The 22,518-nt window shown below is 45.0% G+C and carries 19 protein-coding genes; 10 read left to right on the forward strand and 9 right to left on the reverse strand.

The window, feature by feature from the left end; all coding sequences use genetic code 11:
- The 8 genes from K7R10_RS11710 to K7R10_RS11745 form a co-directional block, all read right to left on the reverse strand.
- Positions 1-369 (reverse strand): YegP family protein, encoded by a 369-nt coding sequence (locus tag K7R10_RS11710; protein WP_224484906.1) that lies wholly within the window; start codon positions 367-369, stop codon positions 1-3.
- Positions 370-491: 122 nt separating this feature from the next.
- Positions 492-1,607 (reverse strand): DUF2914 domain-containing protein, encoded by a 1,116-nt coding sequence (locus tag K7R10_RS11715; protein ID WP_224484907.1) that lies wholly within the window; start codon positions 1,605-1,607, stop codon positions 492-494.
- Between the two features lie 131 nt (positions 1,608-1,738).
- The gene (locus K7R10_RS11720; protein ID WP_224484908.1) at positions 1,739-4,105 is read right to left on the reverse strand and encodes a DUF2309 domain-containing protein; all 2,367 of its coding nucleotides are present in this window, start codon (positions 4,103-4,105) and stop codon (positions 1,739-1,741) included.
- Entirely contained in the window at positions 4,102-5,577 is a 1,476-nt protein-coding gene (locus K7R10_RS11725; RefSeq protein WP_224484909.1) for a proton-conducting transporter transmembrane domain-containing protein, read from the reverse strand. The genes K7R10_RS11720 and K7R10_RS11725 overlap by 4 nt, the downstream gene beginning before the upstream one ends.
- Before the next feature lie 1,450 nt (positions 5,578-7,027).
- Entirely contained in the window at positions 7,028-7,681 is a 654-nt protein-coding gene (locus K7R10_RS11730) for a hypothetical protein (RefSeq protein ID WP_224484910.1), read from the reverse strand.
- Positions 7,682-8,596: 915 nt separating this feature from the next.
- On the reverse strand, positions 8,597-8,959 hold the full coding sequence (gene trxA, locus K7R10_RS11735; RefSeq protein ID WP_224484911.1) for a thioredoxin: 363 nt from the start codon (positions 8,957-8,959) through the stop codon (positions 8,597-8,599).
- 155 nt (positions 8,960-9,114) lie between these two features.
- Positions 9,115-9,801, reverse strand: a complete 687-nt coding sequence (gene ric / locus K7R10_RS11740; RefSeq protein ID WP_224484912.1) for an iron-sulfur cluster repair di-iron protein — start codon at positions 9,799-9,801, stop codon at positions 9,115-9,117.
- 18 nt (positions 9,802-9,819) lie between these two features.
- Positions 9,820-10,254: an RrF2 family transcriptional regulator gene (locus K7R10_RS11745; protein WP_224484913.1), complete on the reverse strand. Its 435-nt coding sequence runs from the start codon at positions 10,252-10,254 to the stop codon at positions 9,820-9,822.
- A gap of 153 nt (positions 10,255-10,407) precedes the next feature.
- Here K7R10_RS11745 and K7R10_RS11750 point away from each other — a divergent pair, with 153 nt between their 5' ends.
- The 10 genes from K7R10_RS11750 (at position 10,408) to K7R10_RS11795 (ending at position 21,771) form a co-directional block, all read left to right on the forward strand.
- Positions 10,408-10,923 (forward strand): c-type cytochrome, encoded by a 516-nt coding sequence (locus K7R10_RS11750; protein ID WP_224484914.1) that lies wholly within the window; start codon positions 10,408-10,410, stop codon positions 10,921-10,923.
- A 19-nt stretch (positions 10,924-10,942) separates the two neighbouring features.
- A complete protein-coding gene (locus K7R10_RS11755; protein ID WP_224484915.1) occupies positions 10,943-11,518 on the forward strand; it encodes a fasciclin domain-containing protein in 576 nt (191 codons plus the stop codon).
- A 43-nt stretch (positions 11,519-11,561) separates the two neighbouring features.
- On the forward strand, positions 11,562-13,529 hold the full coding sequence (gene nosZ / locus K7R10_RS11760) for a Sec-dependent nitrous-oxide reductase (RefSeq protein WP_224484916.1): 1,968 nt from the start codon (positions 11,562-11,564) through the stop codon (positions 13,527-13,529).
- An 80-nt stretch (positions 13,530-13,609) separates the two neighbouring features.
- Positions 13,610-14,230: a hypothetical protein gene (locus K7R10_RS11765; RefSeq protein ID WP_224484917.1), complete on the forward strand. Its 621-nt coding sequence runs from the start codon at positions 13,610-13,612 to the stop codon at positions 14,228-14,230.
- Positions 14,227-14,688 carry a nitrous oxide reductase accessory protein NosL gene (locus K7R10_RS11770; RefSeq protein ID WP_224484918.1) on the forward strand — a complete coding sequence of 154 codons (462 nt, stop codon included), beginning with the start codon at positions 14,227-14,229 and terminating at the stop codon, positions 14,686-14,688. Before K7R10_RS11765 ends, K7R10_RS11770 begins: the two co-directional genes overlap by 4 nt.
- A gap of 40 nt (positions 14,689-14,728) precedes the next feature.
- Positions 14,729-15,967: a nitrous oxide reductase family maturation protein NosD gene (locus K7R10_RS11775; protein WP_224484919.1), complete on the forward strand. Its 1,239-nt coding sequence runs from the start codon at positions 14,729-14,731 to the stop codon at positions 15,965-15,967.
- Positions 15,964-16,671: an ABC transporter ATP-binding protein gene (locus tag K7R10_RS11780; protein ID WP_224484920.1), complete on the forward strand. Its 708-nt coding sequence runs from the start codon at positions 15,964-15,966 to the stop codon at positions 16,669-16,671. The genes K7R10_RS11775 and K7R10_RS11780 overlap by 4 nt, the downstream gene beginning before the upstream one ends.
- A complete protein-coding gene (locus K7R10_RS11785; RefSeq protein ID WP_224484921.1) occupies positions 16,664-17,446 on the forward strand; it encodes an ABC transporter permease in 783 nt (260 codons plus the stop codon). Before K7R10_RS11780 ends, K7R10_RS11785 begins: the two co-directional genes overlap by 8 nt.
- Positions 17,447-17,528: 82 nt before the next feature.
- Positions 17,529-18,749, forward strand: a complete 1,221-nt coding sequence (locus K7R10_RS11790; RefSeq protein WP_224484922.1) for a hypothetical protein — start codon at positions 17,529-17,531, stop codon at positions 18,747-18,749.
- Between the two features lie 556 nt (positions 18,750-19,305).
- Positions 19,306-21,771, forward strand: coding sequence for a mechanosensitive ion channel family protein (locus K7R10_RS11795; protein ID WP_224484923.1), 2,466 nt, complete (start codon positions 19,306-19,308; stop codon positions 21,769-21,771).
- A gap of 169 nt (positions 21,772-21,940) precedes the next feature.
- Here K7R10_RS11795 and K7R10_RS11800 read toward each other — a convergent pair whose 3' ends face one another.
- Positions 21,941-22,417 (reverse strand): cupin domain-containing protein, encoded by a 477-nt coding sequence (locus K7R10_RS11800; protein WP_224484924.1) that lies wholly within the window; start codon positions 22,415-22,417, stop codon positions 21,941-21,943.
- Between the last annotated feature and the right edge of the window lie 101 nt (positions 22,418-22,518).

Below are 22,518 nucleotides of genomic sequence, written 5' to 3' on the forward strand. Positions count from 1 at the left end.
TCAGGCAGTGGTTGCTTCCTCTTCCTCCGGAAAAATCACCTCATTCTCTGAAAAATCGAGGATCTCTGCTTCACTTGCCGATTGCAGGATCTCTTCCATGCACTTTTCAAGTCGCAGCGGGGTAGTGTACTTTCTGCTGTTGGCAAGCACAAGGCCGTTGTGCGATAAACGAAAGAAATGCTTCTTCCCGGGGGTGATCTTGCGGGTTAGTACGAACCCTTCGATATTGTTTTTTATGCTTTCGATGATGAGTTCGCAATCAGCTTTGTATTTACAGGAGATGCTGGTAAGCAGGGTTTTCCCACGCCGAGAGGTGAAAGAAAATTTAAAAGTACCATTATCACTTTGACTGATCACAAATAAGCCCATCTGAGAAAGGTTTTTTTAAGAGTTATTTTCATGGGGGAGCGATAAATCTAGAAGAAAATAGTGGAATGTCAAGGTTGTTTTTCTGAAAGGATTTTTCTAATAAGCGGGCCGATCAGGTTTATTCAGAAAGATCTTTGAACCAGTTCATTCTGTTCAGCTTCTGATGCTGAAATGATCTTGAAATCCACATGCCCCAGGATCAGGTCGTCATCGGTGACCACCTCGACGCGCCATTCTCCATGTATGATGTTCTCTTTGTAAGTATATCCACGGTAACCGCTTTCACGTCCGCCGGTGATCTCATAACCTATCTCATCCATAACCTTCCAGGCGTTGGTTGTCTGATCTTTGTGCATCCACCGGTGAATGATCTTCTCTTCCAGGGCTGAAGGAGCGAAGATCGAAGAGAACAGATAAACCCTTTCTCCGGATTCATAGGTAAACCGATAGCGATAGTCTCTCCAGAAAATATAGGGGTCCTTTTTTTCGTAGGTCACGATAAATTCATCATTTTCTTTGCGAACCTCATGAGCCACAATCCCGGTTTCAAGGGCCAGGGGAACCGGAGGTATCAGGTTGAAATAATAAAAGACATGGATTGCCAGGTAAATGGTTAGGATCAACCCGGTGAGTTTACCCAGATGAACTTCCTTTCGGGTGCTCGGACTCTTACGGTAAATGTAAATGATCAAAAAGAGTGTAATGCCCAGGCTGACTGCTCCTGACAACAAAAAAATGGTCGTATTCATTACCCCGGTAAGCACCGGGATCATAAAGCTGAAGAAGATGAAACTGATAAAGAAATAGATACTGAATTGCAGGTATTTGTTGGAGATACGCCGTTTCAGAAATTCATTGGCAAATAATAATATGACCAGGATAACGAAGAATGAGGTGGTTTTGGTCAAAGAGACACTTCTGGAAAAATAGATCACATAGGCGCTTGATAGGGCCCCGAAAAAGAATTGAATCGCCAGAGGAAGGTATTGCTGGTATCTGCCCAGAAGGGTGTTGTTCCAGGTACCGTCATCGGCCAGGTTAAACAGGTAAAGAAAGAGGGTAAGCAAGGTCATATGACTCCACAGAACCGTCATGTCATAGGCTCTGTCGATACGGCCCAGGGTCAGGGAGTCAAATATAAATCCCGCGACAAAGAAAACGATGGGCAGGTATTTTTCATTTCTGTCGATGTATCTGCCAAATGCTGATTGCCGGAACCGGGCCAGGGTTCGCTTCATGGGTAAAGGTTGTTTTGTCTCTTAAAATTAGGGATTTAATCTCTGACGGCCCGGAAAAAGAAAGTCCGGCTTCTTTAAAAACCGGACCTTCCTGCTATTAACAACCCGTGGCGGGTAAAACGGGTTTCTTCTTATGCGGTAACTTCCATGCCTTTTTGCTTTTTCTCAGTCGCTTTTTTTGGTTGAGCGTTTGCATCAGGCTGCCATTCCAGATTCTTTCTGTAACGGAAGGTTTGTGCTTTTGTCGGATCTGTCACCAGCAGGTGTATCCACTGGTTGTCCAGCAATTGTTGCAGTGAGGCATTACGCTTCAGGATGCCGGTCACCCTTTCGATGGGGGCTTCGATCAGAACCGAAAGCCTCAGCGGCTGGTGATAGAGCTGGGAGTCGGTTTCCCTCAGCGATTGTAGTGGCAGACCGCTTTTGAGGTCTCCTCCGTTCCCCTGCAGTACCCCGAACATACCCGTTACGTTGTGGGTGATCTTTGAACCACTTCCGAAGTTCTCGGTATCTACCGAGGTGAAGTAGTAGTGGTTGTTGATCCATTGGGTTACCACCATGGGGCCCTGCATGATCCCTTCAAGGGCCTTTCCTTCAGGGTCAAGCTCCCAGTTGTAGGAGTGCAGGAAGCAACGCCCGCCCAGGTCTGTGTGCAGGGTTTTGCTTCTGGGGGCGATAATGAATCCGGCATTTTTGGCCAGTCCCCACTCAGGTCTTGTTTCAGCCCAGTTACCGGCTTTTCTTTCGGCGGCTTCCACACTGTTTTTAGCACGCATCAGGCGTTTTTCTGTGGCCGCATGCTGAGCTTTTTGAAGGTCGGCTTTTAGCTTCGGAAGAAGGTCTTGGTGTGAGGCCGGAACCATCGCATCGAAGAGTACGATCTCATCGGTGGTGGTATTGTGTTCGGCTCCCAGGAACCAGGTCTTATCGGTGATCTGTACCCCATGCTGTTCTCTAAGTATTCTACGCACCTCCGGGTTGTTGGCCAGACGTGCCAGCATACGGGCGTTATTTCTTCCGCGACTTGCGGCACAGGCACCACAGTCAAGGCTTGATCCGAAAGGGTTGTTGGCCGTATGGCTTCCGTGGCCGGCGAAAACCACCAGGGGAGCAAAGGTCTTCCATCCCATCAGGTCGAAGGCAGACTTTACAATGGCTGCCTGCTCTTCCACCGGAATTCCTGTTCCATCACTTACCGTATCAGAGATCTTATCGATTCCGGGTTCACAGATGTGCTCGTAGTTGTTCTCCCATTTTCGCTGTTGTTTGTACCACAGCCTGGGAAAGCAGGTTCTTGTAAGCAAAGCCAGTCCGTAATTCACCCCGCTTCCCTCCACATAACCAAAGGTGGAAGGGAGCATGTTCTTCATTCTTCTGAGGAAGTAAGAGAAGAAGTTGTCCAGGTTGTTCCGGCTGTTAAACTTTTTGAATTCTTTCTCATTATTTTCGGAGACACCCTCGCTTACGGCGTAGGCGGAAGGGAGTATGGGCGGACAAGACTTGTTGATGAGTCCGTTCTTAGGGTTTTGGTAATCCATGGCAACTCCGAAGAATCCGGCGTAGCCGAAGGTCTCATAGTTACCCTGTGCCTCCACGTGTTTTCTGATTTGCTCAGATCGTGTATCGATACAAAAGACGAGTTGGGCATCAGCCTTGTTTTCAGAAGCCCTGGCTGATTTCGGAGATACTTTCTGCAGCATCTGCTCCTGCCAGCTTCTTTCCCAGGCCTGCAGCCAGATCAGGCGCAGGGTATCCAGGGTATTGCTGTTTTTTTCAGCTTCTCCTTCCGGCATAATGGACGCCTTAATGGTTCTGGCGATCAACAACCGCATTCCGAGGTAGTCTTCCAGGGTGACCGGGTATTGTTGTTGCCAGGCGTTTTGAGATTCTTCTCTGAATTTGATATAACCTGTCCACCCGGGCAAGGCTGCCAGGTGTGCAGTGATGATGGGCAGATGTTGGTCTTCAGGGTAAGCAGAAAGTACTTTTTCGATAGCTGCAGCTGCCGATTCGGGTAGGCCGTTATCTTTAATGCCTTTCAGTTCGCTGTCGTAAACAGCCAGTCCTTTCCATGCCTGGTAGAGTCCGTTTTCCTTTCCGGGCATGCTCCACTCTGCCAGTCCTTCGTCCATATAGGCCGAGAGCCATTTAACCGTCAGGCGGTCAAGCTCATGATTTTCATTCTGCTCTGCAGATGTTTCGCCTCCTTCAAGCAGGGTGAGCGACTCTTCAGGGGTTTCTTTACGGTTGTTTTCAGCAAGAAGTTCCTTCAGTATTTTTTCATCGATCTCTCCCGACTGCCAGGCTTGTCGGTAAGCCCTGACCTCAGGGTAGACGTTGGTTCCGAGAATATCCCGCGCCTTATCTACGGCCTCTGAGAAAGGGAGGCTTTCATATCCCGAAAGTGGATTAGAGGTGACGAAGCTGTAGAGCGGCCATGTCTTTCCGATATAGGCGGAAGCCTTAGTAATGGTGGTTTTTAGTTTATCAGGACTCATAGTGAGGAGTTTTTAAATTTTAGAACCGTGTTTTTAAATGGCTGGGTAAGATTCATAAGCGTGACGTATAACCAGGGTCGTTTCATATAGAAGCCAAGCTTCATGATGAAGAACCCTGCCAGGAAAATGATTCCGAAGGCTATTTGTATGGCGGTCAGCTTATGAGGTTCTGATACCAGTGGCATATCTGACATGAATTGTGAGACCCCGTTAAAGACCACTGCATAGAGGCCGATTCCCATAAAGACCAGGGCCGGGGACAGCAGAATGCGGAAGGCCGGTGCTATATGCGGTTGTTTCACGATGTTGTAGGTGACCTGCCCTACGGCTATGGCCACGATCAGGGTTAGAAAGATCCCGCTGTTCACTTCAGAACCCTTTCCGGTGAACTGCGTGAAGAGCCAGGCGCCTGCCAGGGAGCAGATCAGCACGTAAAAGGCCTGTAAAGGTTTGATGCGTATGCGAGGCGGTGCCTGCGGGTGAGTTTGTGCGATCCCTTCTCCGGCGGAAAGAAAGAGATAGGCTTTATAGAATCCGTGGAGAATGAGGTGGGCCACGGCAGCATTAAAGAAACCAAGTCCGCACTGCATGATCATAAAGCCCATTTGTGCGATGGTGGAACAGGCCAGCCTGTGTTTGACATTTACCTGCAGCAGTTTGGCAAACTGGGCGATCACTGCTGTTAATCCGCCAATGATGAACAATGGGGTGAGGGTGTCTGCGTCTATGACCAGGGGAGCGAACAGCGCCAGCAAGATTCCCGCTCCGTTCACAAAACCGGCGTGCATAAGAGCCGATGCCGGAGTAGGTGCGGTCATGCTGGAAAGCAGCCAGCGGTGAAACGGATAGATGGCCGATTGTATGATGGCGGCGGTGATGAGCAGCAGGGCTGAGAGCAGTAATACACCGTAGTGTAATGATCCCATATTAGCGAGTAATTCGGTGATGGTCATGCTTTTAGTAAGCATGGCAGGTAGTGCCAGGGCTACGATCAGGAACAGGGTGCTGGTCAGGAAGTAGGTCTGGCTTGACAGCCGGGCCTCCTGCGCTTCTTTCCAGTCGAGTCGCACTCCGATCAGGCGTGACATCATGAGCCCCATAAGATACCAGCTCACTATGAGCAGGATGAGGTTTTCTGAAGCGAGCAGCAACATCACCGAGGCGGTAAAGCCCAGGGTGTGCACCATAAAGCGTCGGCGGTAAGTAAAGCCGCTGAGATAGGTCAGGGCATAGGTGCTGACCAGGGCGCTGAAGAAGGTCACGGTCATCCAGATAAGCAGGGTAAAGCCGTTAAATCTGAGAAGTTGTTGCCATTCCCACTGCGGGAAGTCGGGATAGACCCAGATGGCCGTAGCCGACAACAAGGCAAAAAGTGTCCAGAGTCCTGCGGGAATAATGCGCGAGAGTCCTGATGACTGCTTCGCTGCAGTGCCCCTTTGGGCTGTTGTGACAGATGTGTGAAGATCACGCATGATTATAGATCAATTTAGAGTTGCTGTTTACAGTTGTGTTTTTGGTGGTGGTTGTTGTGGTGGTGAGCGCGAAGCAGCATGGGTAAAGAAGTGACTGAAGCCGGTTTTGAAACCTTTTTCCGGAGGGTTTGGTGTGCTTGCTGAATCTGAATGTCGTCAGTTCTTGTGATTCCATTGCTGTTATTCGTTCTGCGGTTTTGTATTCACCGCTGCAAAGATGACATATTTAATGCATAAAGTTTTATTTAACTTTATAATTAGAAGCATTAATAAATTTAATGAATAGTGGTAAGTGCTTTGCCTTCATATCGATAGCATTCTGTCTTTGGTAAGTGAGATGGTGAAGTAGTGAGATGGTGAGGTGGTGAGGTAGTGAGATGGTCAGATGGTCAGGTAGTCAGATGGTCAAGTGGTAATTTCGGTTTTGGATGCCTTTGTCACACTGAGCCAGTCGAAGTGGACTAACGGGATGTGAAACGGTGAGGTAGTGAAGTAGTGAAATGGTCAGATAGTGAACTGGTAGTTTCGGTTTTGGATGCCTTTGTCACACTGAGCCAGTCGAAGTGGACTAACGGGATGTGAAATGGTGAGGAGATGAATTAGTCAAATAGTCAGATGGTCAAGTGGTCAATAGAAGAAATAAACGCCCCCTTCCGTCAGCACCATAGTGCTGCCACCTTCCCCCAGGAGGGGAAGGAAAACGTGTTTTAGTATCGGCTCATTTCCTGGCTTTTGTCACACTGCCCGAAGTATCGGGGGTCGAAGTGGTCAGATGGTCAGGTAGTCAAGGGCTTAGATAGTGAACTGGTAATTTGGGTTTTGGATGCCTTTGTCACACTGAGCCAGTCGAAGTGGACATATGGGATGTGAAATGGTGAGATAGTGAAGTAGTGAAATGGTCAGATGGTGAAGTAGTCAGGTAGTCAGAAGGTCAAAAGGTCAGGAGATGAGGTGGAACATAACCTCATAAATGTCTGACAAAGGGATGATGATTAATGGTCATCTATAATTTACAATCTATCATTTATAATTTGAAAACGGTCATCCAGAGCTCCCGATAGCAATCGGGACGCAGGGAGCGAAGGATCTGCCTTCTTTTAGTGAGGTGGTCAGATGGTGAGGTGGTGAGGTAGTGAGATGTTGAGGTAGTCAAACGGTCAGATGGTCAAAAAGGTTAGGGCAGTCTCTTTATCCGGTTAACATCATTTCTTCATACCCTCATAACCCTGTACAAGTATGATTTGGAATCTTGGGATATGGTTTTGAACGCTCATGTCACACTGAGCCAGTCGAAGCGGACATACGGAATGTGGAACTTGAAAAGGGCAATTCTGGTAACCCCCGCTACCGCGGAGCCTGCTTGCCGACAGACAGGGTCCACCTCCGTGGTATCAAAAAACCGGCTTCCGTAGGCATGGTCCACCTCCGGTGGTTCTTGCTAAAAATCACCTCATAATCTCTCAAACGGACTGTAATAAACGGCAAAACCGAACCCCAGGGTTTCGAGGTTCATGGTCGGGGGTTTTCGAAAATCTGATTCGAGAGGCACTTGAGCCAATGCCTCCCCCGAATTATTGTCAGTGTAAATGAGATGCCCTCCCAGGGAGAACCGATCTGAGATATAGATTTCAAAACCTATCCCGTAACTGAAAAAACCGGCATTCTCTTCGTATCGGAAAGCATCTAATTGATTTTGGTTTTCTTCCAGGTTATCTACAAATGCAGCTGCCTGTGTTTTACCGAACTGATATCGGGGGAAGGCAAATACCGCCCCATCATCGAATCTCAGTTCCAGTTTGGCGGTGATCCCGACCAGGTGCTGGGTTATACGGGAATCGATGAGGACAGGAGCCTCAGGAGTGAGATTTATTTCTTCGTTTTGGGCTGCCAGGTACGCATAGGAGATTTCGGGTGACAGATGTCCCCACCTGAATAACTCGACTCCTGCTTCGAGCCCGGTGTAAAAATTATTTTCAAGACTTTGACTGATATAGCCGTTCAGCTTGGTAAACAGACGGGGATACTGTGCATGGCAGTAGGCATTGAACAGAATAAACAGCAGTAAGAAAGAAATCAGTTTCCTGTAGCTAAAGGCAGTGATCATGATAATCCGGGACTTTTGATTTAATAAGTGCGTAAAATACTAAAAAATAAAGCTTGTCGACTATATTCGATAAATGAAAAGTGAGATGGTGAAGTGGTCAGATGGTCAAGTAGTCAAATGGTCAGATAGTGAGCTGGTAATTTCGGTTTTGGATGCTTTTGTCACACTGAGCCAGTCGAAGTGGACTAACGGGATGTGAAATGGTGAGGAGATGAATTAGTCAGATGGTCAAGAGGTCAGTAGAAGAAATAAACGCCCCCTTCCGTCAGCACCATAGTGCTGCCACCTTCCCCCAGGAGGGGAAGGAAAACGTGTTTTTGTATCACCTCATTTCCTGGCTTTTGTCACACTGCCCCGAAGTATCGGGGGTCGAAGTGGTCAGATGGTCAGGTAGTCAAGTGGTCAATAGGTCAGGAGGTCATATGGAACGTAACCTCTTAATTAGTTGACAACGTGATGGTTATTAAGGATTATCTGTAATTTACAATCTATCATTTATAATTTGAAAACGGTCATCCAGAGCGACCGCAGGGAGCGAAGGATCTGCCTTCTTTTAGTGAGGTGGTCAGATGGTGAGGTGGTGAGGTAGTGAGATGTTGAGGTAGTCAAACGGTCAGATGGTCAAAAAGGTTAGGGCAGTCTCTTTATCCGGTTAACATCATTTCTTCATACCCTCATAACCCTGTACAAGTATGATTTGGAATCTTGGGATATGGTTTTGAACGCTCATGTCACACTGAGCCAGTCGAAGCGGACATACGGAATGTGGAACTTGAAAAGGGCAATTCTGGTAACCCCCGCTACCGCGGAGCCTGCCTGTCGGCAGACAGGGTCAACCTCCGTGGCAATCCACTATCCCAAACAAAAAACCGGATCCTCTCGAACCCGGTGTAATCTAATTTTATGTGATTGAAACTATGAAACGCTGCTGAGCAATTCCTTCTCGATCACTTCTTCTAAAGTGTTTTTCGGTAAGGCTCCTGCCTGCATCATGGGTTGCTTATCCATAGGGATGAACAACAAACTGGGGATACTCCTGATCTGAAATACTCCGGCCAGTTCTTCCTCTTTTTCGGTATCGACCTTGTAGATGGTGATATCCGGATATGCATCACTTAATTCTTCCAGGACAGGCGCTACCATTTTACACGGGCCGCACCAGTCGGCATAGAAGTCAATGATCGCAGGTTTGTCACCCTTATAGTTCCATTCCTTTTCGGTAGTATAATCAAATATCTCTTTCTTAAATTTCTCTGCTGTCAGTTTTACTGTGGCCATACTATATGAATTTTAGGTTGTAAAAATACTCTCAGGATTACGATTGGGCTGTAACCCTTGTTACTTAACAACATATGGAATGCGCGGCATAATCTCTCTTATAACTTCGTTAAAATCCTGCTTCCTGCTGTGAACAGGGCTCTTTCATCAAATACTCATGCAAGAAGTTTGGTAAATAGTATGTTGTTCTCCAGGTGTACATGCAGATGCAGGTCCTCTTCAAATTCTTTTAAAATGGCATAGGTCACCCTGTGAGTGGTACAAGCTGCAGGCGGTGGTGTATACCCATCGGTGAGTTCTGAAATTCTTCTCATGGCATCACCCGCCTGTTCGTGTTCTCCTTCCATCTGACCGATCAATTTTTTAAAATTCTCCCGTTCGGCCGGGGAAATTCCGTTGTTGGAATGGGTAATCATCGGGAAGAGCAGTGTTTCTTCATCAGCCATATGTTGCAATAATTCTTCGCTAAGGGCTAAGAAGCAATATTTTACTTCCGCCAAATAAGCATATTTATTGCCATGAACCCTGGTCAGCTTTTCAAGCAGCGGCATAAGCTCCGGAATTCTTTTTCTCACATAGCGGTGGTGTTTCTTAACGATGTGATCGACCAGTAAGTCGGGATCCCAGCTGCTGTAGTCTGATGTGCCGGTTTCCTGTACAGAGGTGCATTCAATGATCTCCTTCATCAAAGCAGCGGTATTTACCTGTTTTTTATCACATACCTCCTTGATCGTTTTTTGTCCGCCGCAACAGTAATCGATTCCGTATTTTGAGAAAAGGGTGGCGGTACGATAATCTTTCGCTACAATTTGTCCGACGGTCACATACTCAGTTATATTCATGGTTACAGGTTTATAAGGTTAAATTTTCAGATAATAGTCTCCCTTATTCAGATCTTCAGCCAGTTTTTTGATGGTTGTCTTGTTTAAGAGATTCGAAAGCCGATTACGAACCCCTTTGAACTTGTGGTGTAACGGACAAGGCTTTTCTTCACTGCAGGTCTGAAGACCCAAGGCACAACCGCTGTATACCTGGTCACCGTCGATAGCATCGACAACCTCGGCCAGGGTCAGGGTGTTCTTTTTCTCGGGTATCATAGCGAACCCTCCTTTAGGTCCCCTTATGGAGCGAATGACTTTGTGGTGTACCAGCTTTTGCAAGATCTTAGAAGTAAAGGCTTCCGGCGAATCGATGTCTTTCGCGATCTCCTTCAGACTGGGATTCTTTCCTTCAGTTTCACTCTTGGCTATAAATACCGTGGCTCTGATGCCATATTCACAAGCTTTTGAAAACATACGGCGACGTGTTTTTTTGCTGATTAAAGGATTTTCAAATTTAATTCGGACAAATTTGTCCGATTATGACAAATATCATCTTTTTTAGGGAGCATGTCAAGTTAAATTTGACACAGAATCGAGCATGCTTTAACCTGACAAATAATTAAAACCATGAGAAATTACAGCAAAATCATTTTCATTTTAACAGTTGGGATGCTTTTATCCTGCGGTGGAAAGAACGAGAACAAAGAAGAGAAATTCAGTTACGAGACCCAGCAAACCGAAAAAGAGCAGGTCGCAGAGGAATCATCTTCAGCAGAAAATGAGGTTCCGGCTTCAGAGCGAATTACCCTTGACAATAAAGGAGTAGGACCTATAAAGAATATAACCCTGGACCCTGAGATCGACCAGGCGATGGTGGAAAGAGGTGAAGCTTTATTCAAAACCAATTGTACGGCTTGTCACAAGATCGAAAAAAGGTTTATCGGTCCCTCACCCAAAGGGATCATGAAAAGGAGAAGTCCCGAATGGATCATGAACATGATTCTTGATCCGCAACTCATGGTCGCCCAGGACCGATGTGCCAAAGATCTATTGGTGGAATTTAACGGGGCCGCCATGGCAAATCAGAACCTTACAGAAGATCAGGCACGAGACATCCTCGAGTATTTCAGGACATTAGACTAACATTTTAAATATCAACCCTATGAAAACCTTCCGATATTTTATTTTTTTATTCCTCTCCATTCTGGTGCTGGCCATCGGTTGTAAAGAGGAAACCAACGAACCATCTGATACCCGCTCCGAGGTAGCTGAAACAACTTCGCATAAAAGTGGAGAAGCTTTTATCGAAGATGATGTATCTACCCCTAACATACTGCAGATTGCTATTGGTTCGCCTGATCATACCATCCTGGTAAAGGCGGTCCAGGCTGCTGAACTCGAGAACGCCCTGGTGAATGCAGGACCGCTTATGGTTTTTGCGCCCACCGATGAAGCTTTCAAAGCCCTTCCTGAGGGAACGCTTGATGAGCTGCTGAAACCCGAAAACAAAGGGGACCTGGCTAACATTCTTAAATATCATGTCACCCCTGGAAATTATACCAAAGACTTTCTGAAAAAATTCAAAAAGGTAGGCCAGGCCAATGATCAATCGGCTCCGGTGGAAGTGAAAGAAGATGAGGTCTATGTAGGAGGCGCCAGAATAATAGCCAGTGTACCTGCGGGTAACGGGATCGTGCATGTGGTAGACAAGGTCATGCTGCCCCCTGCAGAAGAATAATTTTTAAACCTGATAACAAGATCAATATTAAACAATAACTATCATGAAGTATAAAACAATACATAAAGCAGCTGTCTTTACATTACTGGCAGCATGGTTGTTCACCGGGTGCGGGAACCAGGGTAAAGGCGATAACGCCCAGGGTGCCCTTGTATCAAGCGCGGCCGAAAAGGTCTACGTAGCCCCCGGAGAAAGAGACGATTATTACGCCTTCCTTTCAGGCGGATACAGCGGAAATTTAACGGTGTACGGACTCCCCTCAGGAAGAATGTTCAAAGAGATTCCGGTATTCTCTCAATTCCCAACCTCGGGTTACGGGTATTCTGAGGAAACCAAACCCATGCTGAATACCTCCCACGGATTCGTTCCCTGGGATGATCTGCATCACCCCGACATCTCTCAAACGAACGGAGAACTCGACGGAAGATGGATCTTTGTAAACGGGAACAATACCCCCCGTATTGCCAGAGTAAGCCTGAGTACCTTCGAGACCGAAGAAATCATAGAGATCCCTAATAGTGCCGGGAATCACAGTTCTTCCTTTATTACGGAGAATACGGAGTATGTGGTGGCAGGAACACGATTTTCTGTGCCCGTACCCCAGCGAGATATGCCCATCGATGAGTATAAGGGAAACTTTAAGGGAGCCCTGACCTTCATTGGGGTTGATCCTGAAAGCGGACATATGGACATCAAATTCCAGGTGATCATGCCGGGATTCAATTATGATCTTTCTCATCCCGGACGTGGCAAGTCGCATGGCTGGTTCTTCTTCAGTACCTATAATACCGAAGAGGCCAGTACCCTGCTGGAGGTGAATGCCTCTCAGAACGATAAAGATTTCATCGCAGCCATTAACTGGAAAAAAATAGAAGAATATATCGCTAACGGTGGCGGTAAAACAGTACCTGCCAATTACGCACATAATGTCTATGACGAGGCCACTCATACGGGTACTTCTACGATGAAAAAAGAAGTGCTTACCGTTGATCCTACCGAAATTCCGGGCGCTGTCTACCTATTGCCGACCCCTAAATCTCCCCATGGGTGTGATGTTGACCCCAGCGGTCAGTACATCATCGGTTCAGGGAAATTGTCGGCTGATATCACCGTGCATTCATTCGACAATATGCTGAAGGCGATCGAAAATGAGAAATTTGACGGTGATGCCTATGGAATTCCGATTCTGAAATTTGAAGATGTGCTTGCCGGAACCGTTAAAAGCGGCGGGTTAGGCCCTCTGCACACTGAGTTTGATAATCAGGGGAATGCCTATACGACATTTTTCATCTCTTCAGAGGTGGTTAAATGGGAGCTGGGAAGCTGGGAAGTGGTTGACCGCAAACCGACCTTCTATTCGGTGGGTCACCTGATGATACCCGGAGGAAACTCCAGAAAGCCATTCGGGAACTACCTGGTAGCCATGAATAAGATCACTAAAGATCGCTACCTGCCTACCGGTCCGGAGATGGAGCACTCTGCCCAGATCTATGATATTTCAGGAGAAAAAATGGAGCTGATCTACGATTTCCCTACCCACGGAGAACCCCATTATGCGGCCGGGTGTCCTGCCGATCTGATAGAGCCCAACTCTAAAAAGATCTACCGCCTGGATGAAAACAAACACCCCTTCGCGGTAATAGGACCCGATGGAGCTAAAGTGGAACGGGATGGAAATGAAGTACATGTGTATATGTCGACCATTCGAAGTCACTTTACACCGGATAATATTGAAGGAATCAAAGTGGGTGATAAGGTGTATTTCCACATCACCAACCACGAACAGGACTTTGATGTGCCTCATGGATTTAGTATGATCGGACAGAACACTTCTGAAATCCTGATCATGCCGGGTCAAACCAAAACGTCGGTTTGGGAACCCAAACAGCCCGGGGTATGGCCCTTCTATTGTACAGACTTCTGTTCTGCCCTTCACCAGGAAATGCAGGGGTATGTCAGAGTTTCTCCCGCCGATTCTGATATAGACCTGAGTTGGTCTGTGGGAGAATAAAAATTGGGTTTGTGTTAAGTTGAGCAGGTGGTTATGGTGTAATCACTAATGAGCCACCTGCTTTTTTTAAAGCGATACAAATGAAGAAAGCAAGTATAATAATGATCATCGGAGCTTTATTGCTTAGTGGCCTGTTCTGGTTTCCGCTTTGGAATATCATGTTAGGGGCACCGCAATATCCCGAACCCCTGGGAATCGATATTTATATCGACGGACTGGCCGGGCAGAGCGAGTTTGACATTCAGAATATCGACGGACTCAATCATTACATAGGAATGAAGACCCTGCCAAAACCCGAAGATATGTGGGAGTTTCAGGTATTTCCAATAGTGATCGGAATTATGACCGCCCTGGGTGTTTTAGCCGGTATTCTGGGTTATTTTGGAAAGATCGGTGCGAATTGGTTTCTGGGCTGGTTGATACTGATGACGGTTCTGGGAATTCTGGGAATGTATGATTTCAATGCATGGATGATCGATTACGGAACCAATCTGGATCCCAATGCCATAATGAAGCTGCAGAATCCTGATGGTACCCCGATGACATACAAACCGCCTTTAATAGGCCATAAGCAGTTATTGAATTTTGATGCGTATTCATACCCCCGGTTGGGAGGCTACCTGATGGGTGTCGGAATGCTCCTGACATTAGTGGCTTACCTGGTGGGAATAAAGAAAAAGAATAAAGTTCCTTCCTCATGAAAAATCGCGTGAATGTTATATCGATCCTGGTTCTTTTGATAACCTCTGCCTGCGGTACGAGGGAAGCCAAGCCTATCGCTTATGGCGAAGCTGCATGTCACTTTTGTAAAATGACCATAGTAGACGCCATCCACGGTGCGGAAGTGATCACAGACAAGGGCAGGATCTACACTTTCGACGCACTTGAGTGTATGATTCACTATATGAAAGATGTGGAAACCGATCAGGACTTCCGATTATTTACAAATTATTATGAATCTCCGGGCGAATTGTTACCTGTGTCAGAGGCAACATTTCTCATAAGTGAAAATCTGCCGAGCCCGATGGGTGCCAATCTTACAGCTTTTAAAGATTCAGCGATGGCCCGCCGGATTCAGACCGAACAATCAGGCTCGCTATACAGCTGGAAGGAGCTCTGGCGCCGGGCCGCTGAAAATGAAAACGCACTGATCCCTTAATAATAGTACACGAATCATTAAAAATTTTACACCAACCCCTATGTTTCTTAGAAGTTTATATACCGGTATCCTGTTCCTTTTCATGGGGCTTATGGTTAAGGCACAATCCATTGAGGTTTGTTCTGACTGTGCGGTAAATTCTCTTGCAAAGGGAATAGCCATGGCAAAGGCAGGAGATACCCTTCTGGTACAAAAGGGAGTTTACAAGGAGTATAATTTACTGGTAGATAAGCCCCTGACCATTCTGGGAAAGGATTTACCTGTTATTGACGGGGAAGATAAAGGAGAAGTGATAAGGGTCGTGGCAGACAGCGTGGAGATCGACGGCTTGTTGATCAGAAATGTAGGAACCAGTTATACCAGTGATCATGCGGCTATCAGGATCGTAAGGAGCAAAGATTTCAGGATCAGGAATGTGGTGCTGGAGAAATTGTTCTTCGGAATATTTATAGAGAAAAGCACCCATGGAGAGATCTTGAATAACAGGATCAGTGGAGATGCAGAAAATGAATACAGTTCAGGTAACGGGATTCATCTGTGGTACTCAGACCATATTCGGGTGACAGATAATAAAGTGGAAGGAGTGAGAGACGGGATCTATCTCGAATTTTCTCATCATGTAAACATTTTCAATAATATCAGCACTGACAACCTGCGATACGGTTTGCATTTCATGTTTTCAAACAATGACTCGTATCGCAATAATGTCTTTCGCAACAACGGCGCAGGAGTGGCCGTGATGTTTTCAAAAGAGATAGAAATGATCGATAATCGGTTCGAAAAGAACTGGGGAACCGCTTCCTTCGGATTGTTGCTGAAGGAGATCAATGATGCGGTGATCAAAGGGAATACGTTTGAGCAGAATACTGTAGGCATTAACATTGAAGGGTCGAACAGGATCGTGTATGAAGGCAATGACTTCATACGGAATGGCTGGGCCCTCAAGGTACTGGGAGCCTGCTATACCAATACTTTTACGAAAAATAATTTTTTGAGCAACTCCTTTGATCTTTCCTACAACAGCCGGATGAACGATAACAGTTTTCACAAAAACTACTGGAGTGATTACACAGGCTATGACCTCGATGAAGACGGGATAGGAGATGTGCCCTACAGGCCGGTAAAGCTGTTTTCCTATATCGTGAACAATACCCCTGAAACGATCATATTGTTGCGTAGTCTCTTCGTCGATATCATCGATTTTTCAGAAAAGGTATCACCGGTGTTCACCCCCGATAACCTTTTAGATAATGCCCCATTAATTAGAAGAAGAAAATGATCAGAATTGAAAATTTATATAAGCGATTTGGCCGTAATGAAGTGCTCAAGGGAATTGATCTTCAGATCGAATCTCCCGGTATCTATGCGGTACTGGGACCTAACGGAAGCGGCAAGACCACTCTTATCAAGTCAATCCTGGGAATGGTGATTCCCGATAAGGGGGAGATCTTCTTTAAAGGGAACGACATAAGTAAGAGTCCTGATTACAGAAATGATATCGATTACCTTCCTCAGATCGCCAATTTCCCTGCAAATCTTACCGTTAAGGAGATCTTCAGTATGATAAAGGATCTTCGTGGAGGCCAGGCATCTGATCAGGAACTGATGGCTGCCTTCGGGTTGTCACCGTTTATGGATAAGCGACTCAATACGCTTTCCGGAGGAACCAAACAAAAGGTGAATATTGTACTCAGCCTGATGTTTAACAGTAAGCTGATCATTCTGGATGAACCTACCACCGGCCTGGATCCTGTCGCCTTGATTCGTTTAAAAGAACTGTTATTACAGGAGAAGGCAGCGGGAAAAACTATCCTTATCACGACCCATATCATGCAATTTGTTGAAGAAATGGCAGATGAGATCGTATTTCTGCTGGAGGGTAAGATCCATTTCAGGGGAAGTGTGAACGGCCTGAAGGAACGCACTCATACCAGCAATTTTGAAAAAGCTATTGCACAAACCTTAACCCATCACTATGCTTAAGATCTTAAAATACAGTTTTTTTGACCTGGTTCGCAGCCGCTGGAGCTATGTATATTTATTGTTTTACCTCCTCATAGGTTATGTGTTGCTATTTCTGAACCATGACCTTTCGAAGGCGGTCATTACCCTAATGAACATTATTGTGATCCTGGTGCCGCTGATCGGAACCATTTTCGGGATCATGTATTATTACAATTCCAGGGAATTCACAGAATTGCTGCTGGCTCAACCGGTAAAAAGGATGTCTGTCTTCCTGGGGCAGTACCTTGGAGTGGCACTTTCTCTCTCGCTAAGCCTGCTCATCGGTTTGGGCTTACCCTTTATAAGTTACGGGCTCTTTCAGTCTGATGCTGTCTGGGAATTCGGCTTGCTGTTGGTTAACGGCACCTTCCTGACCCTGATATTCACGGCACTTGCTTTTAATATTGCCATGATCAATGAGAACAGGATAAAGGGTTTTAGTTATGCGATTTTGATGTGGCTTTTTCTGGCGGTCATCTACGATGGTATTTTTTTGATGTCACTGGTGGTTTTTGGAGAATACCCATTAGACAATTTTTCGATCATTGCTACCATGCTGAATCCTATTGACCTGTCCAGAATTCTCATTCTCTTAAAGCTGGATATATCTGCCTTACTGGGATATACGGGGGCTATTTTTCAAAAGTTCTTCGGAACGCATACAGGAGTGTTGCTTTCGATGACCATTCTTACCCTTTGGGTGGCACTGCCCGTATATAATATCTACCGCAAGTCACTGAAGAAGGATTTTTAGAAAACAGGAAGTAAGGCCTAAGTCCAGAAGTTTCTAATTTTGTCTGAAGAATCAGCTGCAGGCTTATTTAACAACTGTCACTTTGATGTTTGAGAATGGTACTCGTTTCGGGACTTACGTGAGAACGGCCATAGCTTATTTTTTTATTGCCGTATTGGTTGGGTTGGTGTTGCGTGCCCTGCACCTGTTTGACTGGGGTCTGGATTACCGATACCTGGTTCATACCCATTCTCATGTGGCCCTATTGGGCTGGGTCTACCTGGCTTTGATTATCCTGATCACGAAGGCCTTTTTCCCGAAAGGAGAAGCGATGAAGCGGTTTCGAAGGGTGTTCCTGGTTACCCAGGTTCCGCTTTTAGGGATGTTATTCACTTTTCCTTTTCAGGGATATGCCCTGTACTCCATCATTTTTTCGACCTTGTTCCTTTTTGTTTCCTATTGGTATGCATGGGAGTTTTTTAAGCGTGTCAAAAAGTCTTCTTCAAGCAGGGGTTCTTACAGGTTCATCAAAGCAGCCCTTTTCTACATGGTCTTTTCAAGCCTGGGGCCCTGGGCTTTGGGTGCGATCATGGCAACGGCCGGTCCCGGGTCTGTATGGTACCGTGTCGCTATCTATTTTTATTTGCACTTTCAGTATAACGGATGGATGATGCTGGCCCTGGTGGGGCTGTTATTCTATATTCTGGAAGAGCAGGGTATTCCATTGTCCCGAAAGAACTCAAAGGGCTTGTATCTAACCTTAAATGCTTCGGTTATCCTGACGTTTTTTCTGTCTGTTCTTTTTACCAAACCACATGCGCTCTTTTATATAGCCGGTGGAGTGGGAGCATTGTTGCAACTTGTGGTATTCATCTGGTTGATCGTGGTGTTGCTAAGGCGACGGGATCGGTTAAAGAATATCAAAAGCCTCAGCAATCATTTGCTAATGGGCTTTCTGCTGCTTTTGGGTGTAAAATTCATGCTGCAGGCGTTAACTGCGTTTCCCTATTTCGCAGAACTGGCAAGCAACACCCTGCCGTTGGTGATCGGTTACCTCCACTGGACCTTTTTGGGCGTGGTGTCTTCAGGCTTGTTTCTTTTTCTGAAATACTTCCGGTTAATGAGGTTTCCTCGTTTTTTCCTGACGCTGTATGTGATTTGTTTTCTGGTTACCGAAGCGCTGATATTCTACAAAGGAGTGCTGATGTGGCAAAAGCTCAGTTCTCCTTTTGACCAGGACCTGATATTATGGGTTTTCAGCAGTTTTTTTCTGATCCCGGTAGTATGGTTGCTATATGATAATAGAAAATCCAATCATAAATGAAAAAAAGCGATCTACAGTGACCTCCTGTTATCGTCTTTATGGAAGCGTTCGTTGTTTCGAAGATCATTTTGAACCAAGTCATTATTTCAAATACTTCCTTATTATGACTCCTAGTGGATTAGTGATTTATTAATGAGTTAATAGATTGACTGGTTGATATTTAGTGAGTAAAAATTGACATTTTGTATAACTTTTATCTGATAAAGGCCTCAGAATATCGGAACTTTAAGTAGCTGGAGAATAATTTTTTTAGCTTGATTAATTGTCAGGGTTTTTATTCTGTTCTGTCAGCATTGACCTTTACAACATTCGAATTTTGAAAGGATGAAATCGAAGCAGATCGAGGTCGTGTAAACAGTTGTATTTATTGAGAATGGTAAAAAGGCAATTGATATACACGTGAACCAGTACATTTATTCTGATAATGGGTTTGTATATTGTTTTAAAGTTGAATTCCCGGACAGATTAATAAGACGAATATTACAGGATTTGATACAGGTCAAAATTTCAAAGTTAATCAGATCTTATCCATTTCATTTGCAACGCGCGATTACCTATGAGGAATAAGCCCAAACAGTGGATCATCAGAACCTTTCTGGCTTTAATTTTAGTAACGACCAATTTCCATGAGGTCGCAAGTCAGGTTCAAACTGTAGAAGCTGCACAAAGGATTCAGACAGACAGTACTTTAAAGAGTATTTCCTTTAGCGAAATATTCATAGCTGCCGGTGAATCAAGGGTAGAGGCTATGCGCATTACCAGTAATTTGCTGAGTGAAAAAGAGATTATAGAAAGGATCGATGCCGTTGACTCAAGTCTGATTCTCATAGACAAATCTTTGAGAGAATTTGAACAAAATTATTTCCCCGAAAAGAACCAGCGTTTTCTAACCAACCAAAGGGTATACTGGCAACGGGCAGACGACTATCTGAAAGAACAGAAGTTGATTTTTTCAAACCAGGTCAGACAGCTTCAGAGTCACAAACAGAAATTAGAAAGGGAGTTAAAAATATGGAGAATAACTGAGAAAACCCTCGATTCTCCCGCATCAACCGTGAGTGTTTATGAGGCCATAGAAGAAGTGACCACCATACAGGAAACCGTCATTAATGACATTCAAAGGCGCACTCAATTATTGATTAGCCCTTTAAACCGCCTTATTAGTATCTCTGCGGAAGTAGAATTGTTACTGGAGCAAATTGAAACAGCCTTGTCAATGGAAACCTCTGTGATCTATTCAAGATCAGCCCCTGCCATTTATGAGGTAGTTGATGATACTGATTCCGGACAAGGTTTTATAGGCCAAACCCTGGAGTCTTTACGTTTCGAATGGAATACAGTCAGGTTTTATTATCAGGGTAATAAAATGCGATTTTCTGTATACCTGATCTTTGTGATAGGGGTGTTTATATTATTTCTCTGGATCAGAAATCGACTGAATCTGATACGATCTGAGAGCCCAACCTACTATCAGCGTATGTTCTTTCTGATTCTTGACAGACCCTTGAGCACAGCAGCAGTATTCAGTTTGTTTTTCACACGGGTCATTTTTCCGGAAAGACCACCATTGCTTATTGACCTGACTATTTTGTTTTTATTGCTTCCCATTTTGAATTTGACCTTACGTCTCGCATCCGGCAGGAATCATAAAATTATTTATGCGTTTGCCTCGTTGATGATTCTTTTTTTAATAACCCATGTATTACAGGCCAATACATCGGTGTATCCTTTTATACTGCTTAGCTTAGGAATCATTGAATTGGTATTGTTAGTGAAGTTGCAAATTCAAAAGCATTATAAGCGTTTTGCAAGGCCTTTCTTTATCAGATTCGCTAAGTTTTTTATAGCTTTTCATCTGGTAATAGTAGCTTTGGGAGTAGCTGCCACCTTGATGGGGTTCACCAAATTCTCACAGGCAGCCCTTGAATCACCCCTAAACAATACCTTGCTCGCTCTTTTACTGTTTATTCTGCTTGTGACAATAATAGGTGCTTTACAATCATTTATCGACAGTGATTACGGGAAACGATTTCGTGTAATTGAAGAATACAATGATTTCCTCAAAAGTTGGGTTTCCAGATTAGTCCTTTTTTTTGTGCTGTTTATCTGGATAGATTCAGTCTTGCGAATATTCTACCTCAGAAACCCTGTTTATAATGCGATAAAATCTGTGATGACCAGAGAGATCGGTGTAGGCTCTATGACCTTACGCCTGTTAGATGTTTTAATGTTCATCGTTATTATCTGGTTGTCGGTGCTGATATCAAGGGTGATAAAGATTGTTCTCAGAGAAGATGTTCTCACCAAATTCCCTCTTGAAAAGGGAGTGCCCCGAATGATCATGGCGATCGCTCAATTCATGGCGATTACTTTTGGTGTAATTTTAGCAGTTAGGGCTATTGGTATGCCTGTTGACCAACTTACTATAATTTTCAGTGCTTTTAGTGTGGGTATTGGTTTCGGTCTTCAGAATATCTTTAATAATCTGGTGTCAGGAATCATTTTGCTTTTTGAAAGACCCGTGCAGATAGATGATACCATCGAAGTAGGTAATCTGATTGGAAAAGTACATTCTATGGGAATCCGATCCAGCCATATACATACCTTCGACGGGGCAGAAGTTATTATTCCGAACGGGCAACTGATCTCTCAGGAGGTGGTGAATTGGACCTTATCAGATAAAACCAGAAGAATAGAGATCTTGTCGGGGGTGGCTTATGGTTCAGATGTGTACAAAGTTCAGCAATTGTTGTTAGAGGCGGTTAGTAAACATCCCGATGTGATCAAGGTTCCGACTCCACTGGTGCTGTTTAATAATCTGGGTGAAAGTTCTCTTGATTTCAGAATTCTTTTTTGGACAGATCGTTTCGATGAGTGGATACGCATTCGTAGCGAAGTTATGTTTGCCGTTTATGATACGCTCACTTCTAATGGGATTAGTATTCCCTTTCCGCAACGAGACCTGCACCTGAAAAATTTTAATCTTAACGATTTTAAGGAGAACAACAACGAATCTGATTGAAGGTCGCCTCTATCTCAGGGGGGCTAAACTTCTTATATTTACCAAGTAGTCCGCCAATTTACTTGGAGTCTTATTAAATGCCCCGCAAAATTGCTGTGAGGGCTTTGTTGTGGTTCATAACTCAGTTAACTCAAAAAGAGAACTTTTATTCAGAGTGCTGTATGGAATTTCATTTGGTTTTAAGCTCCCCGGCTATGCTGTTGTAGTATTCGAGGGTGAGTTTCTCGGTCCAGGTAGTCGGTTGGCTGCCGCCATAGATGGCCAGGTACGTAACATCGCTTTCTTTGGAAGATGTATGCCAATGTTCCGTTTCCTTTGGACATTGTATCACATCTCCTTCTTTCATTCGAATCGGCGTCTTGCCGCGTTCCTGATAGTAGCCTTCTCCTTCAACGACTACCAGTACCTGGGGTGAGGAATGTCTATGCCAGTCTAAGGTTGAGTTAGCTTTAAATGTTGCTTTTGTTATTTCATAATCGAGATCGGCGTCCTCGCTCAACAATCCCAGAAGCCAGGCCTCTCCGATATAATGAGTGTTAGGTGCCTTGGTTCCTTCTTCTTTATAGGAGCTGATGGAGTAAGGAGAATCTTGGGCGAGCAGAAATAGCGGAAAGAAAAATACCAGGGTACTAATTGTTGCTTTCATGTTCTCATGTTTTTATAAAAATATGGAAATCACTGCAGACGTCAAATTGAAGGTGTACAGGTGAAACATAAACATCCTCATGGCAGGAGCTTCTCTTTTTT

It is taken from the genome of Robertkochia aurantiaca (genome assembly GCF_020166495.1).
In the GTDB taxonomy this organism is placed as follows: domain Bacteria; phylum Bacteroidota; class Bacteroidia; order Flavobacteriales; family Flavobacteriaceae; genus Robertkochia; species Robertkochia aurantiaca.